Origin of the sequence: Pseudomonas sp. PS1(2021) (assembly GCF_020405165.1) — a bacterium.
GTDB classification, from domain to species: Bacteria; Pseudomonadota; Gammaproteobacteria; order Pseudomonadales; family Pseudomonadaceae; genus Pseudomonas; species Pseudomonas aeruginosa.
This window is the reverse complement of record NZ_CP084484.1, coordinates 7,237,422-7,252,028: the sequence shown is the minus strand read 5'-3', so window position 1 is coordinate 7,252,028 and position 14,607 is coordinate 7,237,422. Positions and strand designations below refer to the sequence as shown.

The 14,607-nt window shown below is 69.0% G+C and carries 12 protein-coding genes; 1 reads left to right on the top strand and 11 read right to left on the bottom strand.

Annotation, left to right across the window (positions count from 1 at the left end; genetic code table 11):
• Positions 1 to 297: 297 nt before the first annotated feature.
• The 11 genes from LE197_RS34335 to LE197_RS34285 all read right to left on the bottom strand — a co-directional run bounded on the left by LE197_RS34335 (position 298) and on the right by LE197_RS34285 (position 11,718).
• On the bottom strand, positions 298 to 2,640 hold the full coding sequence (locus LE197_RS34335; RefSeq protein WP_003104243.1) for an endonuclease/exonuclease/phosphatase family protein: 2,343 nt from the start codon (positions 2,638 to 2,640) through the stop codon (positions 298 to 300).
• 36 nt (positions 2,641 to 2,676) lie between these two features.
• Complete coding sequence (locus LE197_RS34330; RefSeq protein WP_003110915.1) at positions 2,677 to 4,239, bottom strand: alkaline phosphatase D family protein; 1,563 nt, start codon at positions 4,237 to 4,239, stop codon at positions 2,677 to 2,679.
• Positions 4,240 to 4,490: 251 nt separating this feature from the next.
• The gene (gene ubiT / locus LE197_RS34325; protein ID WP_003104247.1) at positions 4,491 to 5,006 is read right to left on the bottom strand and encodes a ubiquinone anaerobic biosynthesis accessory factor UbiT; all 516 of its coding nucleotides are present in this window, start codon (positions 5,004 to 5,006) and stop codon (positions 4,491 to 4,493) included.
• The gene (locus LE197_RS34320; RefSeq protein WP_003093019.1) at positions 5,000 to 5,890 is read right to left on the bottom strand and encodes a U32 family peptidase; all 891 of its coding nucleotides are present in this window, start codon (positions 5,888 to 5,890) and stop codon (positions 5,000 to 5,002) included. The genes ubiT and LE197_RS34320 overlap by 7 nt, the downstream gene beginning before the upstream one ends.
• An 11-nt stretch (positions 5,891 to 5,901) precedes the next feature.
• Positions 5,902 to 6,897: a ubiquinone anaerobic biosynthesis protein UbiU gene (gene ubiU, locus LE197_RS34315; protein ID WP_003093020.1), complete on the bottom strand. Its 996-nt coding sequence runs from the start codon at positions 6,895 to 6,897 to the stop codon at positions 5,902 to 5,904.
• 114 nt (positions 6,898 to 7,011) lie between these two features.
• Positions 7,012 to 8,235 (bottom strand): gephyrin-like molybdotransferase Glp, encoded by a 1,224-nt coding sequence (glp, locus tag LE197_RS34310; protein ID WP_003114306.1) that lies wholly within the window; start codon positions 8,233 to 8,235, stop codon positions 7,012 to 7,014.
• A complete protein-coding gene (gene moaB, locus LE197_RS34305; protein ID WP_003093023.1) occupies positions 8,232 to 8,789 on the bottom strand; it encodes a molybdenum cofactor biosynthesis protein B in 558 nt (185 codons plus the stop codon). The genes glp and moaB overlap by 4 nt, the downstream gene beginning before the upstream one ends.
• Before the next feature lie 101 nt (positions 8,790 to 8,890).
• Entirely contained in the window at positions 8,891 to 9,343 is a 453-nt protein-coding gene (moaE, locus tag LE197_RS34300) for a molybdopterin synthase catalytic subunit MoaE (protein WP_003093025.1), read from the bottom strand.
• 4 nt (positions 9,344 to 9,347) lie between these two features.
• Entirely contained in the window at positions 9,348 to 9,599 is a 252-nt protein-coding gene (moaD, locus tag LE197_RS34295; protein ID WP_003093027.1) for a molybdopterin converting factor subunit 1, read from the bottom strand.
• The gene (gene moaC / locus LE197_RS34290) at positions 9,596 to 10,078 is read right to left on the bottom strand and encodes a cyclic pyranopterin monophosphate synthase MoaC (protein WP_003093030.1); all 483 of its coding nucleotides are present in this window, start codon (positions 10,076 to 10,078) and stop codon (positions 9,596 to 9,598) included. Before moaC ends, moaD begins: the two co-directional genes overlap by 4 nt.
• Positions 10,079 to 10,326: 248 nt before the next feature.
• Positions 10,327 to 11,718 carry a PhoH family protein gene (locus LE197_RS34285; protein ID WP_003093038.1) on the bottom strand — a complete coding sequence of 464 codons (1,392 nt, stop codon included), beginning with the start codon at positions 11,716 to 11,718 and terminating at the stop codon, positions 10,327 to 10,329.
• A gap of 506 nt (positions 11,719 to 12,224) precedes the next feature.
• Here LE197_RS34285 and copA1 point away from each other — a divergent pair.
• A complete protein-coding gene (gene copA1, locus LE197_RS34280; RefSeq protein WP_003110791.1) occupies positions 12,225 to 14,603 on the top strand; it encodes a copper-translocating P-type ATPase CopA1 in 2,379 nt (792 codons plus the stop codon).
• Positions 14,604 to 14,607: the final 4 nt, after the last annotated feature.

Here is a 14,607-nt window from a genome sequence, read left to right as displayed (position 1 = left end):
GCTCCGTTCCGTGGGGCGAATAACGCCACCGGCGTTATCCGCCGAGATCCCGCCACGACGGCGGATAACCGCAAGCGGTTATTCGCCCTAGGCCCACGTGCCACACTGGAAGGCCACCCTGGAGGGGGCTCCGTTCCGTGGGGCGAATACGCCACCGGCGTTATCCGCCGAGATCCCGCCACAACGGCGGATAACCGCAAGCGGTTATTCGCCCTACAGGCCCACGTGCCATGCAGAAAGGCCACCCGAGGGTGGCCTTTCTGCATGGCGACCAACGCCACGGGCGCTATCCGCTGCCTACCTGCGGTGCTTCTTCATCGCCACCCGGCGCAGGTCGATACCGATCACCACCGGGTCGTGGTCGGAGGCCCGGTACGGCTCGGCGTTGTACAGGCTGTCCTGCTGCCGAGGGGTCTTGAACTCGACGTTGTAGTCCAGCACCCGGGGCTCGTCGGCGTTGATGTGCCACTCCACCGCGCCGCGTACCTGGCGCGCCAGGCTGGCGTTGGCGAGGGCGTGGTCAAGGTAGCCGGACTGCCCGGAGAACACGTAGGAATAGCCCTTTCCTGCGCCCGCCTGACGCGCCACCAGGTCGGTGTAGCCGGCGCTGCGGATGACGTTCACCGGGTCTTCCTTGGCATAGGAATTGAGGTCGCCGATGATCAGGCGGTCAGGCTCCTTGGCGCCCGTCGGATCGCCCGCCAGCCAGTCCACCAGGGCCTGGGCGGCGCGCGCCCGGGTCAGGTTGCAGTTGCCCTGGCCGTCGCCGGTGTCCGGGTCGCCGTCGCAGGCCGAGCCCTTCGACTTCAGGTGGTTCACCGCGATGGTCAGGCGTTCGCCGCCATTGATCTCCTGGAAGGTCTGGGCCAGGGTCGGACGGTTGCGGGTATCGTCGAACTCCGGGTTCACCGAACTGTCGAGCACCGCCGCGGATCGATAGGTGCGGACCTTGTCGCCGCGATAGATCAGCCCCACGGCAATCTCGTCGCTGCCCAGCTTCGCCCGGTTCGGGTTGACGAAGGCATAGCGCTGGCCCTGGGGCAGGCTGGCGTTGAGGCCGTTGACCAGGTCGGCGATGGCGCTGAACTCGCCGTAGCCGTCGTTCTCGATCTCCATCAGGCCGACGATGTCCGCCTTCGAGGCGAGGATCGCCGCGACGATCTTCGCTTTCTGCCGTTGGAACTCCTCGGCCGTGTTGGCTCCGCGCGAGGTGGGGAAACCGCCGCCCTTGCCATCGCCGTTGAAGTAGTTGAGCACGTTGAAGCTGGCCACCCGCAGGCGCCCTTCCACCGCCGGCTGGGCCGGACGCGGATTGGCCGCCTCGAAGGTCGGCGTCTGCAACGGCTGGATACGGTAGCTGCCGGCCGAGTAGTCGAGCACGCCGTCGATGGCGCTGGTACGGTCGCCGACGCGCAGGCTGTTGTAGGCGCTCAGTTCCGGTGCCGGGTAGCGGATCGGGTCGGGGTTCTGCCCGCTGCGGCCGTCGTCGAGGAGAATCCGGTCGAGGTCGTTGCGCGCCTGCATGGCCTTGGCCTGTTCGCCGGGAGCCACCACGTTGGTCGGAGTCATCTGGCGGCCGCCGGAGGACAGCAGGACCTCGCCGTAGCGGCCGAGGTTGTAGACCTCGTTGACGGTCAGCGTCTGGCGGAGCTGCACGCGCATGCCTTCGTAGCGCTCCAGCGCATCGGCGCTGGCCAGCGGCAGGCTGATGCCGGCCGGCGTCGGCAAGGCCACGCCGCTCGCCAGGACGCTGACCTGCAGCGGCCCGACCAGTTCGGTGAGGCCGTTGAACTCGCGGACCTGGCCGGTCACCCGGACGCGGTCGCCGAGCTTGACGTCGCTGCCGTTGCCGCCGTCGTAGACGAAGATGCCTTCGGAGGTCGCCGGGTCGCCGTCCACCGTGGCATCTTCCTGCTGCACGTAGAAGCCCTTCAGCTCGCTGGCGTTCTGGAAGTCGCCGACCACCACGCCCTCGATGGCGACCCGCTGGTTCACCAGCGGACTTTCGGCTCCGGCGCCCTGCACCTCGTGGATCGGTCGCAGGCCGGCCTCCTCGCCGCCGCCGGGCTCGCCAGCGCCATGCTGGCCGAGGTTGGCGAAGGTGTCGCGCGGGTAGCCCAGCCATTGCGCCGCCGGGTCGAAGGCGTCGCTGGGATCGCTGTCGCCGTCGCGGATGTCGGCCTTGCGCACCAGGCTCCGGTCGAGGGTCTGCACATCGCCGCTGCCCCAGGTCGTGCCGGGGTTGAAGCCGACCTGGCCGAGGCTGTCGAGGATCTCGCCGCTGCGCCGGCGCAGCAGCACCGCATCGTTGCCATTGAACCAGCTGCCTTCCACCCGCTGGCTGGCCAGCGCCAGCAACGCCGGGTCGGCCACGCCGTTGGCGAGGACGAAGGTCTTGCCCGGCGCCAGGCTGCCGCTCAGGTCGATGCTGCGGCCCGCCGCGCTGGCGCCGTTGAAATAGAACTCGACGCGGTAGGCGGAGAGGTCGAGGACCTGGCTGCCGCTGTTGTAGAACTCCAGCGCCTTGTTGTTGCCGCTGCCTTCGACATACTCGGAGATGATCAGCTCGGCGGCGTTGGCCACCGGCAGGCCCAGCAGGGCCAGGCCGCCCAGCAGGGCGGCGTTACGCAAGGGGTGCATCGGGATACTCCTTTATCGGAATGGGGTCGCCGCGGCTCAGGCGCCGTCGGGCTGCAGTTCCTGGGAAAACACCGGCTCGCCGTCGAGGTCGCGCAGGGTGACGGTGAGCGCGCGGCTTTGCGCATCGATCTCCACCTCGCCGAAGAACTGGTAGCCGGCGAAGGGGGAACTGTTCTGGACCAGCGGGGCCTTCTGGAACATCACCTGCGGGCCGAACGTGCCATCCAGCGCGTTGGGTCCGAAACTACCGGCATTGAGAGGCCCGGCGACGAACTCCCAGAACGGCGCGAAGTCCTTGAACGCGGCGCGCTCCGGGCTGTAGTGGTGGGCTGCGCAGTAATGCACGTCGGCGGTCAGCCAGACGGTGTTGCGCACCCCGGCGCGCTGGACGAAGCGCAGCAGATCGGCGATCTCCAGCTCGCGGCCGAGGGCGGCGCCGTCATTGCCGTTGGCGATGGCCTCCCAGCGGTCGCGGCCCTGGGCGTCCTTGCCATCGGGCACGCAGAGGCCGATCGGCATGTCGGCGGCGATCACCTTCCACTGCGCACGCGAACCGCGCAACTCGCGCTTGAGCCATTGCAACTGCTCACGGCCGAGGAAATCGGTGGCGGCGCTGCGCCGCGCCTGCAGGTTGGCGCTGTTGCCGCCGCGGTAGCTGCGCATGTCGAGGACGAACACGTCGAGCAAAGGGCCGTAGGCGACCTTGCGGTAGATCCGCCCGTCGCGCCCCTGGCGCTGGAAGCGCAGCGGCGCGTATTCGAGGAACGCCTGGCGTGCACGGGCCGCCAGCACGTCGATGTCCTTCACCTGGTAGCGCTCGTCGAGCTGCTTGCTGGAGGACCAGTTGTTGGTGGTCTCGTGGTCGTCCCATTGCCAGATCTGCGGCACCTCGGCGTTGAAGCGGCGCAGGTTGTCGTCGAGCAGGTTGTAGCGGTAGTTGCCGCGGAACTCGTCGAGGGTCTCGGCGACCTTGCTCTTGGCCTCGGTCACCCGGTTGCGCCAGATGCGCCCGCTCTCGGTCTCGATGCGTTCGGGGATCGGCCCATCGGCATAGATGGTGTCGCCGCTGTGCAGGAAGAAATCCGGCTGGCGCCGGCGCATGGCTTCGTAGATACGCATGCCGCCGATATCCGGATTGATCCCGAAACCTTGCCCGCAGGTGTCGCCGCTCCAGACGAAACGGATATTGCGCGCCTCGCTCGGCGCACTGCGCAGGTGGCCGAACCAGGGCTTGCTCAGGCTGCCGTCGCGGGCATCCTCGAAGCGCACCCGGTAGAAGATCGACTGGTCGGCCGGCAGGCCACGCAGGTCGATGCGCGCGGTGTAGTCGAGGCGCTCGTCGGTGACCGGCGAGACCAGCCGACGCGGCTCGCTGAAGACGCTACGGGTGTCCCATTCGACGATCATCCGCGCCGGGCGGTCGGTGCGGCTCCAGACCAGCGCGCGGTCGCCCTGCACGTCGCCGGATTGCACGCCATCGGTCAGCTTCGGCCGCGCCCTGGGCGAGGCGATCACCGCCGGCGCGCCCAGCGCCGGCAACAGCAGTCCAGCGCCCAGGCCTTGCACGACGCGGCGGCGCTTGAGGTCCATCCCACTCATACCGGAGTTCTCCGCAGGCTTCACGAAGGTCCGGTTTACCGGGGCAAGTTGACAGGGGCGTTACGGGGACAGACAGGCTATCCGTTTGGTCAGGGGAAACGCCCATTCGCTCCGCGCCGCCCATGCGGCAACGAACCGGGCGTTGCCTCGCTGAAAAGAGCTTCAGTGAGTTTCAGGCTTCAGGGAATACACCCAATCGGAGGGGCGCGCCCAGCGACATTGGCGTCGCTATACGCCCCTTTCCACCGACCTCAGCCGCCCCGCGCGCCCTGGACCGGCCCCTGGGGCGCCTCGCCGCGCTCCTCCTGCACTGCCCGTCCGGCCCGTTCCACGGCGTTCCACAACCAGGGCGGCAGGTGCTCCGGGTCGAGGCTGTCGAGGAGGTTCTTGACCGCCAGGCCCAGCTCGGTGTCGCCCTCGATCACCAGGCGGCGGCGGAAGAACAGGGTATCCGGGTCCTCATGCCGGCTGGCCAGCAGCAGGAAGTCGCGCCAGTCGCCACGGATGGTCACGCTGGCCCGTGGCCGTTCGACCAGGCGCAGGCCGCCGGGCACCCGGGTGACGCACCAGCCGACGCCGAGGTCCCTGACTTCCAGGCGCAGCCAGCGACCTTCCAGCAGGTCGAAGGCGCCCTCCTCCAGCGGCTGGGCGAACAGCCGGTTGGCGACCCGTTGCAGGACCAGGTGCTGGAGCCCGCGCGGAACCTTCGCCGCCAGCGGCAACAGGCGTCCGGCGACGCCGAGGAGCAGGCGTTGGCGGTTCAGCATAGCCCTGCCTCCTCTGCCCGCAGCATCCCCGGCCGGCCGTGCCAGTAGCCGTTGCAGCCTTCCACAGCGAGCGGCGGAGCGGCACCCTTGCGTACCCGGTCGAAGGCCGCGATCACCTCGGCCATGCCCTGCGCCCGAGGACTCAGGCGTAGCAGGTCAGCGCCGCTATGTTCCAGCGAGCGGTAGTCGGCCAGCAGGTTGCTGACCTTGCCGGACATGGTCTGGATGCCGTTGAGGGTGAACAGCGCCTCGCCCTCCTGGCTGAGCAGCGGGATACCTTCGGGATACTGCTGGCAGCAGAACTGGCAGTCGTCCTTGGGCCGGTTCTCCGCCCGCGCGGTGAAGCAGCGCGCCGAGTAGGCCAGCGGCAGGTGACCGTAGGCGAAGACCTCGGTCTGCAATTGCTCCAGGCCCAGCTGCGCAGCCTGGTCGAGCACCCCGCGCAGCAGCTTGCCGGAGACTTCCACCGGCGGAATCCAGCGGCGCATGCCCCAGGAATACAGTTCGGCCAGGGCATGACCGTTGTAGAGGTTCAGCGCCGGACCGCCGACAAAGGGCACGCCGCGCTGGCTGAGGTAATAAACGGCGGCCATGTCGTTGGCCTCGACCCGGAGTTCGCCGTTCTCGCATAGCCGGCGCAGGCTGGACAGCTCCGAAGCGGCCTCGATCAGCGCCAGCCCGGAGAGCACCAGCTCGGCACGGGTCGCCTGCGCCAGCTCGCGGGCCAGCGCCTGCCAGTCATTCAGGGACAGCGCCCGGCGCTTGGCGCAGACGGTCTCGCCGAGGTAGATGACGTCGAGCGGCTGGCTGGCCATCTCGGCGTAGAAATCGAATATCTGCCGCTTGTCCCAGTAGAACAGCAGCGGTCCCAGGCTCAGTTTCATCGCGGCGGTCCTCACTGCCAGGAACGGTGATAGGCGCCCAGGGTGGTCTGGTGCCCTTCGGAAAGTCCGGCCAGCGCGCGCTGCCATTGCGGCTGCACGCTATAGGCGCCCGGCGCGCTGGCGTAGCTGTCCAGCGCCTGGCGCCAGACCCGGGTGACCTGCTCGACGTAGGCCGGGCTGCGCTGGCGGCCTTCGATCTTCACCGCCGCCACGCCGATTTCCGCCAGTTGCGGGACCAGGTCCAGGGTGTTCAGGCTGGTCGGTTCCTCCAGCGCATGGAAGCGCTGGCCATTGACCAAGAAACGGCCCTTGCAGAGGGTCGGGTAGCCGGCCGCCTCGCCGGCGGCGTAGCGGTCGATGAGCACTTCGTTGAGGCGCGAGGTCAACCCCTCCGGTTCCTCGCTCCAGCGCACCGCCCTGGCCGGCGAACAGACGCCGCAGAGGTTCGGCGACTCGCCGGTGACGTAGGAGGACAGGTGGCAGCGGCCCTCGGCCATGATGCACAGGCTGCCGAAGGCGAACACCTCCACCGGCACCGGGCTACCGGCCGCCACCTGGCGTACCTGCGCCAGCGATAGCACGCGGGGCAGGACCGCGCGACGGATGCCGTAGCGTTCGTGATAGAGGGCCAGGGCCGCGGCATTGGTTGCCGAGCCCTGCACCGACAGATGCAGGTTGAGCCGCGGATGACGCTTCGCGGCATAGCCGAGCACCGCCACGTCGGCGGCGATCAACGCATCGACGCCGAGGTCGGCGGCCTGGTCCACCGCGCGCTGCCAGCGCTCCCAGCCCTGCGCGCTGGAATAGGTGTTGACCGCTACGTAGAGCTGCCGCCCGGCCTCGTGGACTCGCCGCAGGCCTTCCTGCAACTGGCGTTCGTCAAGGTTGAGGCCGGCGAAATGGCGGGCGTTGGTGTCGTCGCGGAAACCGACGTAGATGGCATCGGCGCCCTGTCGCAGGGCCGACTTCAAGGCGGGCAGGCTGCCCGCCGGACAGACCAGTTGCATGGGGTTGCTCCTCTGGCGAAAAACGCGCTCCGCGGCAGTGGGCAACCCCGGGGCACAGGCGCCACACTCTAGAAAGACGCTCCCGGTCGGCGCTTGACCGGGATCAAGAAGGCCTCAGGCCATCAGTGCGGAGAACGGCAGAAAGTCGATCGCATCACCCACGCCCAGGGTGGCGCCGCGCTCGATCACCGCCAGCCCGTCCGCCCAACTGGCGGCAAGCAGCATCGCCGAGCCCTGCTGGGGGTGGATTTCCACCCGCCCCCGCTCATCGAGCCGCGCCCGCAGGTACTGGCGACGCGCCCGCGGTTGCGGCCAGTCGAAGGCCGCCGGCAACGCCAGCGGCCGCGGCACTACGTCGAACAGTCCCTGCTGGCGAAGCAGGAACGGACGCGCCACCAGTAATGCGGTGACCAGCGCCGCCGCAGGGTTGCCGGGCAGCCCCAGCCAGGGCTTGCCGGCCACGGAGCCGAAGGCGAACGGCTTGCCCGGCTGGATCGCCAGGCGCCACAGGTTGACCTCGCCAAGCTCGGCGATGGCGCGCTTGAGGTGGTCTTCCTCGCCTACCGAGACACCGCCGCTGGTGACCAGCGCGTCCCATTCGGAGGCCGCCAGGCTGAGCGCATCGCGGCTGGCCACCAGTTCGTCGGCGAGCACTTCCTCGTCGTGCACCTCGAAGCCGAGGCCGCGCAGCAAGGCGCCGATGCAGTAACGGTTGGCGTTGTAGATCTGCCCGGCCAACAGTGTCTGGCCGGGCTCGCGCAATTCGTCGCCGCTGCTCAGCAGGCCGATGCGCAAGCGCCGACGCACCGAGACCGTGGCGACGCCGAGACTCGCCAGCAGGCCGAGCTCCTGCGGGCGCAAGCGCTGTCCGGCACGCAGCACCGGCGCGCCGCGACGCAACTCCTCGCCGCGCCGGCGCACATGCTGGCCGGCGCTCACCGGCGGCAACTGCACGCGCTCGCCGTCGACCACGCAGAGTTCCTGCGGCACCACGCAGTCGGCGCCGGTCGGCAGCGGCGCGCCGGTGAAGATCCGCGCCGCCTGGCCCAGCGGCAGGCTCATGCCGCGGGTGTCGCCGGCGGCGATCCGCGCGCCGACCGTCAGGCTGCCGCCGCTGCGCGGCAGGTCGGCGGAGCACAAGGCGTAGCCGTCCATCGCACTGTTGTCCCAATGCGGCAGGTCCATCGGCGCCAGCAGGTCCTCGCCGAGCACTCGTCCCAGCGCCCGCTCCAGGGCCAGGCTCTCGCAGGCTGGCGGGCGCGGCGCGCGCGCCAGCAGTTCGGCCAGCGCCTCGTCGAGCGGGCGCAGTTGGCCGCCATCGCAGGCGCAAGCGCTCACGAGCGGCACCCGCAGCCGGCCACCGGCGCCACGGCTGGCGGGGTCTTCAGGTGCGGGACGAAATTGCACGGGCGGGTGCGGCTGTCCAGTTGCGCCAGGAGAATCTCGTTCCAGGCGGTGCGACAGGCGCCCGGCGAGCCGGGCAGGCAGCACACCAGGGTACCGTTGCTGAGCCCGGCCAGCGCCCGCGACTGGATGGTGGAAGTGCCGATCTCGCGCTGCGAGACCTGGCGGAACAGTTCGCCGAAGCCCTCGACATCGCGCTCGAACAGCGGCCCGACCGCCTGCGGGGTGTTGTCCCGCGCGGTGAAGCCGGTGCCGCCGGTGATCAGGCCGACCTGTACCTCGGGGTCGGCGATCCAGGCCGAGACCACCGCGCGGATCTGGTAGATGTCATCGGTCTTCAGGCTCCGCTGGTGCAGGCGATGACCGGCGGCCAGCAGCGCGTCGGCGAGGGTCTGGCCGGAAGTATCGGTTTCCAGGGTACGGGTGTCGCTGACGGTGAGGATGGCGATGTTCAGCGGCTGGAAGGTGGAGGTGGCCAGGTGGCTCATGGAAGGGGGTCCTAGGAACGGGCGATGCCTCAGCCTGAACCGCGGGCCCCCGGCTGGCTATTCCTCCGAAGAGGTAAGCCGGCGGCGCGAGGAGGTAGACGTCACTCCTCCCAGCGCTGCGCGGCGGCCTGGTCGCTGCAGCGGCCTTCGACCCAGCGCGGGCCTTCGGCGGTGTCTTCCTTCTTCCAGAACGGCGCGCGGGTCTTCAGGTAGTCCATGACGAAGTTGCAGGCGTCGAACGCCGCCTGCCGGTGGGCGCTGGCGCAACCGACGAAGACGATCGGCTCGCCCGGCTCCAGGCGGCCGATGCGGTGGAGGATCTCCAGGCGCAGCAGCGGCCAGCGCTGCCCGGCCTCGGCGGCGATCTTGCCGAGGGCCTTCTCGGTCATGCCCGGATAATGTTCGAGGAACATCCCGCCGACCTCGCGACCGTCGTTGAAGTCGCGCACGTAGCCGACGAAGCCGACCACCGCGCCGATGCCGACGTTCTGCGCATGCAGGGCGTTAAGCTCCTGCCCCGGATCGAAAGCGGCCTGCTGGACGCGGATGGCCATGGGTTCAACCTCCGGTGACGGTGGGGAAGAAGGCGACTTCGTCGCCGTCCTGCAACGGCTCGTCGAGGCCGCACAGTTCCTGATTGCGCGCACACATCAGGTTCTGCTCGCCGAGGGTACGCTCCCAGGCCCCGCCGCGCTCCACCAGGAGCTGGCGCAAGGCGCCGAGGGTCGCCAGCCCGGCGTCCCAGTTCAACTGCTCGCCGTCGATGCCGAGGGCTTCGCGGTAACGGGCGAAATACTGCACGCGGATCATGCTTGCCCTTCCTCCTCTTTGCGGTAGTGGCCGCTCTTGCCGCCGAGCTTCTCCAGCAACTGGACCTGCTCGATGACCATCCCGCGGTCCACCGCCTTGCACATGTCGTAGATGGTCAGGGCCGCGACGCTGGCGGCGGTGAGCGCCTCCATCTCCACGCCGGTCTGCCCGGCCAGCCGGCAACGCGCGCGGATGCGCACGGCGTCCGGCGCCTCGGCCTGCAGTTCGAGCTTGACGCTGGTGAGCAACAACGGATGGCACAGCGGGATCAGTTCGTGGGTGCGCTTGGCCGCCTGGATGCCGGCGATCCGCGCCACGGCGAAGACGTCGCCCTTGGGATGGCCGCCGTCCTGGATCAGTTGCAGGGTTTCCGGGCGCATGCGCACCACGGCCTCGGCCGTGGCTTCACGGGAGGTCACGGCCTTTTCCGTGACGTCGACCATGTTGGCGCGGCCCTGGGAATCGAGATGGGTCAGCACGTGGGTGCTCCTGGAAGAGGATACTGGCCAGTCATTGTAAGCCCTGGAGGGCATGACGCGATGCCTGGGGGAGGTTCGGAAGGGGGATGATTGTATACATAAAGAGGTAGGGCAGGCCGGCGCAAGGCGCCTCATCCCGATCGGGTAACGATGCGGGCCCGGTCCCCGGACCGGGCCTGGCAGGATGTATATCCCGCCCGGCTTTTTCAACCGGGCGGGATATCGGCCGGCGATTGCCGCCGGCTACTTCACATGTGCGCCTCGGCGTACTCCGCCAGCACCGAGCGCGGCACCCCTTGCAGGGTCACGTGCACGCCGTGGGGGAAGTCCTTGAAGCGTTCGGTGAGGTAGGTCAGGCCGGAGCTGGTGGCGGACAGGTAGGGCGTGTCGATCTGCGCCAGGTTGCCCAGGCAGATCACCTTCGAACCGCTGCCGGCGCGGGTGATGATGGTCTTCATCTGGTGCGGCGTGAGGTTCTGGCATTCGTCGATGAGGATCAGGCTCTGCTGGAAGCTGCGCCCGCGGATGTAGTTCAGCGACTTGAACTGCAACGGCACCTTGCTGAGGATGTAGTCGACGCTGCCATGGGTGCATTCGTCGTCCATGTGCAGCGCTTCGAGGTTGTCGGTGATGGCGCCGAGCCAGGGCTCCATCTTTTCCGCCTCGGTGCCGGGCAGGAAGCCGATGTCCTCGTCCAGGCCCTGCACGCTGCGGGTGGCGATGATGCGCCGGTAGCGCTTGCTGACCATGGTCTGCTCGATGGCCGCGGCGAGCGCCAGGATGGTCTTGCCGGAACCGGCGGCACCGGACAGGTTGACCAGGTGGATGTCCGGGTCGAGCAGCGCGTACAGCGCCAGCGACTGGTACACGTCGCGTGGCCGCAGGCCCCAGGCTTCCTGGTGCAGGAGCGGCTCCTGGTGCAGGTCGAGGATGGTCAGCTCGTCCTGCTGGATGCCCTTGATCCAGCCGACGAAGCCCTGTTCGTCGACGATGAACTCGTTGATGTGCACCGCCGGCAGGTTGTCGGTGAGCTGCACACGATGCCAGGTACGGCCGTGGTCCTGGCGGGTCTCGACCTTGCTCACGCGGTCCCAGAAAGAGCCGGCGAGGGAATGGTAGCCGCGCGACAGCAGGGCCACGTCGTCGATCAACTGGTCGGTGTGGTAGTCCTCCGCGTCCACCCCGCAGGCGCGCGCCTTCAGGCGCATGTTGATGTCCTTGGTCACCAGCACCACGCGCACGCCGCTGTGGCGGCTCTTCAGCTCGACCAACTGGTTGATGATCTTGTTGTCGTTGAGGTGCTCCGGCAGCCAGGTGATGGGCTCGGCACGCTTGCTCATGAGGATCGACAGGCTGCCGCTGGGGCCGTTCTTGCCACGCTGGATCGGTACCCCTCCCTCTACCTGCTCGGGCGTGGCCTCGCCGAGTACCTGGTCGATCAGGCGGATGGCCTGGCGGCACTCGGCGGCGATGGTGTGCTTTCCGGTCTTCAGCTTGTCCAGCTCTTCGAGCACCGTCATCGGGATCGCGACGCGGTGTTCCTGGAAGTTCAACAGGGCATTCGGATCGTGGATCAGGACATTGGTATCGAGGACGTACAGGGTGGGCTGGGTGGGGCGGGAACGTCCGTGGTCATCCATACGCGATCACCTTCTGCTAAGGGCCTGGCGACGGAATGCCGGGTCGGCGCTCCGCCGGGGGGCGAGCCGCCTTCTCTCTTCCGGTGGGGAGAGCCTGACAGCAGAGGTGAGGGCCGGGGCCGCCACCTGTGCTGCAGGGTTCGGCGGTCTACGGTTCCACAAATACCGCAAAAAATATGACGGTAAAAAGTACTTTTCGTCATCAGCAGGTTTTTTCCGCAAGCGACGAAATACCTTGGCGCAGCCCTTCGCGAGGTCTAGTGTTATCGGTCCCACCCCTGTGAAAACCCTCCGCTTTTCCGTGCCGCAACGGTTTTCCAGCGCCATTCCCCCTGCCCCAGCCCCTGCCCCTGCGACATAAAGCCGCCACTGCGCCCTGCGCCGCCTTCCTGTATGAATCCGGGGCTTGACCTTGACACGATGTCAAGGCTGAACCTGGCGACAGATCTCACCGGCGCCTCCCAGGGCGCCTGCGGTGCCACTTCTGTCCACTCCAAGGAGGACTCATGAACAGCGCCACGCTAACCGAGCTCGATCTGCCGGTCAGCGGCATGACTTGCGCGTCCTGCGCCGGCCGTGTCGAACGAGCCCTGAAGAAAGTGCCCGGGGTCGCGGCCGCCTCGGTCAACCTGGCCAGCGAGCAGGCCCGCGTACAGGCCCCGGCGGACAGCCTGCCGGCCCTGGTGGCGGCGGTCGAGCAGGCCGGCTACCAGGTTCCGGCGCGCAGCCTGGAACTGTCCATCGAGGGCATGACCTGCGCCAGTTGCGTCGGCCGGGTCGAGCGGGCGCTGAAGAAGGTGCCCGGCGTACGCGAGGTCAGCGTCAACCTGGCCAGCGAGCGCGCCCACCTCGACCTGCTCGGCGCCGTGGACAGCCAGGCCTTGCTGCAGGCGGTGGAACAGGCCGGCTACAAGGCCCGCCTGCTCGACGCGGGGCAACCACGCCAGGACGATGCCGAGCGCCGCCTGCGCCGCGAACGCTGGTGGGTGATCGCCGCGCTGTTGCTGGCGTTGCCGCTGGTGCTGCCGATGCTGGTGGAATGGGCCGGCCTGCACTGGATGCTGCCGCCGTGGGCGCAGTTCCTCCTGGCGACCCCGGTGCAGTTCGTCATCGGCGCGCGCTTCTATGTCTCCGCCTGGCGCGCGGTGAAAGCCGGCGCCGGCAACATGGACCTGCTGGTCGCCCTCGGCACCAGCGCCGGCTACGGCCTCAGCGTCTACCTCTGGCTGACCGCCCCGCCCGGCCACATGCCGCACCTCTACTTCGAAGCCTCGACCGTGGTGATCGCCCTGATCCTCCTCGGCAAGTACCTGGAAAGCCGCGCCAAGCGCCAGACCGCCAGCGCCATCCGCGCCCTCGAGGCGTTGCGCCCGGAGCGCGCGGTGCGCCTGCGCGACGGTCGCGAGGAAGAGGTAGCGATCGCCGAGTTGCGCCTCGGCGACGAGGTGGTGGTGCGTCCCGGCGAACGCTTCCCGGTGGACGGCGAGGTGCTCGACGGCAGCAGCCACGCCGACGAGGCGCTGATCACCGGCGAGAGCCTGCCGGTGCCCAAGGCTCCCGGCGACAAGGTCACCGGCGGCGCGATCAACGGCGAAGGCCGCCTGCTCCTGCGCACCACCGCGCTCGGCGGGGAAACGGTGCTGGCGAAGATCATCCGCCTGGTGGAAGACGCCCAGGCCGCCAAGGCGCCGATCCAGAAGCTGGTGGACAAGGTCAGCCAGGTCTTCGTCCCGGTGGTGATCCTCATCGCACTGGTCACCCTCGGCGCCTGGCTGGTCGCCGGGGTCGGCCTGGAGCAGGCCCTGGTGAACGCCGTGGCGGTGCTGGTGATCGCCTGCCCCTGCGCCCTCGGCCTGGCCACCCCGACCGCGATCATGGCCGGCACCGGCGTGGCCGCACGCCACGGCATCCTGATCAAGGACGCCGAGTCCCTGGAAGTCGCCCATGCGGTCACCAGCGTGGCCTTCGACAAGACCGGCACCCTGACCTCCGGGCGACCGCAGATCATCCACCTCGGCGGCGACGATCAGGAGCAACTGCTCAGGCTCGCCGGCGCCCTGCAACGCGGCAGCGAGCACCCGCTGGCCAAGGCCGTGCTCGAGCGCTGCGCCGAGCGCGACCTGGAGGTTCCGCCGGTGAACGCCAGCCAGGCCCTCAGCGGTCGCGGCATCCAGGGCGAGGTCGAGGGTCGCCGGCTGGCCCTGGGCAACCGCCGCCTGCTCGACGAGCAGGAACTCAAGCCCGGCGCGCTGGCGAGTGCCGCCGCGGACTGGGAGGCCGAGGGCCGCACCCTGTCCTGGCTGCTGGAACTGGCTCCGGAGAAACGCGTGCTCGGCCTGTTCGCCTTCGGCGACAGCCTCAAGGACGGCGCCGCCGAAGCGGTGGAGGCCCTGCGCGAACGGGATATCCACAGCCACCTGATCACCGGCGACAACCGCGGCAGCGCGGCGGTGGTGGCCAAGGCCCTGGGCATCGACGACGTACACGCGGAAGTGCTGCCGGCGGACAAGGCCGCCACGGTCGCCGAGCTGAAAGGCCGGGGCCGGGTGGTGGCGATGGTCGGCGACGGCATCAACGACGCCCCGGCGCTGGCCGCCGCAGACGTCGGCATCGCCATGGGTGGCGGCACCGACGTGGCCATGCACGCCGCCGGCATCACCCTGATGCGCGGCGACCCGCGCCTGGTGCCGGCGGCGCTGGACATCTCGCGGCGGACCTACGCGAAGATCCGCCAGAACCTGTTCTGGGCCTTCATCTACAACGTGATCGGCATCCCGCTGGCGGCCTTCGGCCTGCTCAACCCGATGGTGGCGGGCGCGGCGATGGCCTTCTCCAGCGTCAGCGTGGTCGGCAACGCCCTGCTCCTGCGACGCTGGAAGCCCTGAGCCA

Bases quoted from the DNA above. Each gene is read 5' to 3' on its own strand.
- copA1 (WP_003110791.1), top strand. From the start codon at position 12,225: ATGAACAGCGCCACGCTAACCGAGCTCGATCTGCCGGTCAGCGGCATG.
- LE197_RS34320 (WP_003093019.1), bottom strand. From the start codon at position 5,890: ATGAAACTGAGCCTGGGACCGCTGCTGTTCTACTGGGACAAGCGGCAG.
- LE197_RS34330 (WP_003110915.1), bottom strand. From the start codon at position 4,239: ATGAGTGGGATGGACCTCAAGCGCCGCCGCGTCGTGCAAGGCCTGGGC.
- LE197_RS34335 (WP_003104243.1), bottom strand. From the start codon at position 2,640: ATGCACCCCTTGCGTAACGCCGCCCTGCTGGGCGGCCTGGCCCTGCTG.
- moaD (WP_003093027.1), bottom strand. From the start codon at position 9,599: ATGATCCGCGTGCAGTATTTCGCCCGTTACCGCGAAGCCCTCGGCATC.
- moaB (WP_003093023.1), bottom strand. From the start codon at position 8,789: ATGAGCCACCTGGCCACCTCCACCTTCCAGCCGCTGAACATCGCCATC.
- ubiT (WP_003104247.1), bottom strand. From the start codon at position 5,006: ATGCTGAACCGCCAACGCCTGCTCCTCGGCGTCGCCGGACGCCTGTTG.
- ubiU (WP_003093020.1), bottom strand. From the start codon at position 6,897: ATGCAACTGGTCTGTCCGGCGGGCAGCCTGCCCGCCTTGAAGTCGGCC.
- moaE (WP_003093025.1), bottom strand. From the start codon at position 9,343: ATGGCCATCCGCGTCCAGCAGGCCGCTTTCGATCCGGGGCAGGAGCTT.
- LE197_RS34285 (WP_003093038.1), bottom strand. From the start codon at position 11,718: ATGGATGACCACGGACGTTCCCGCCCCACCCAGCCCACCCTGTACGTC.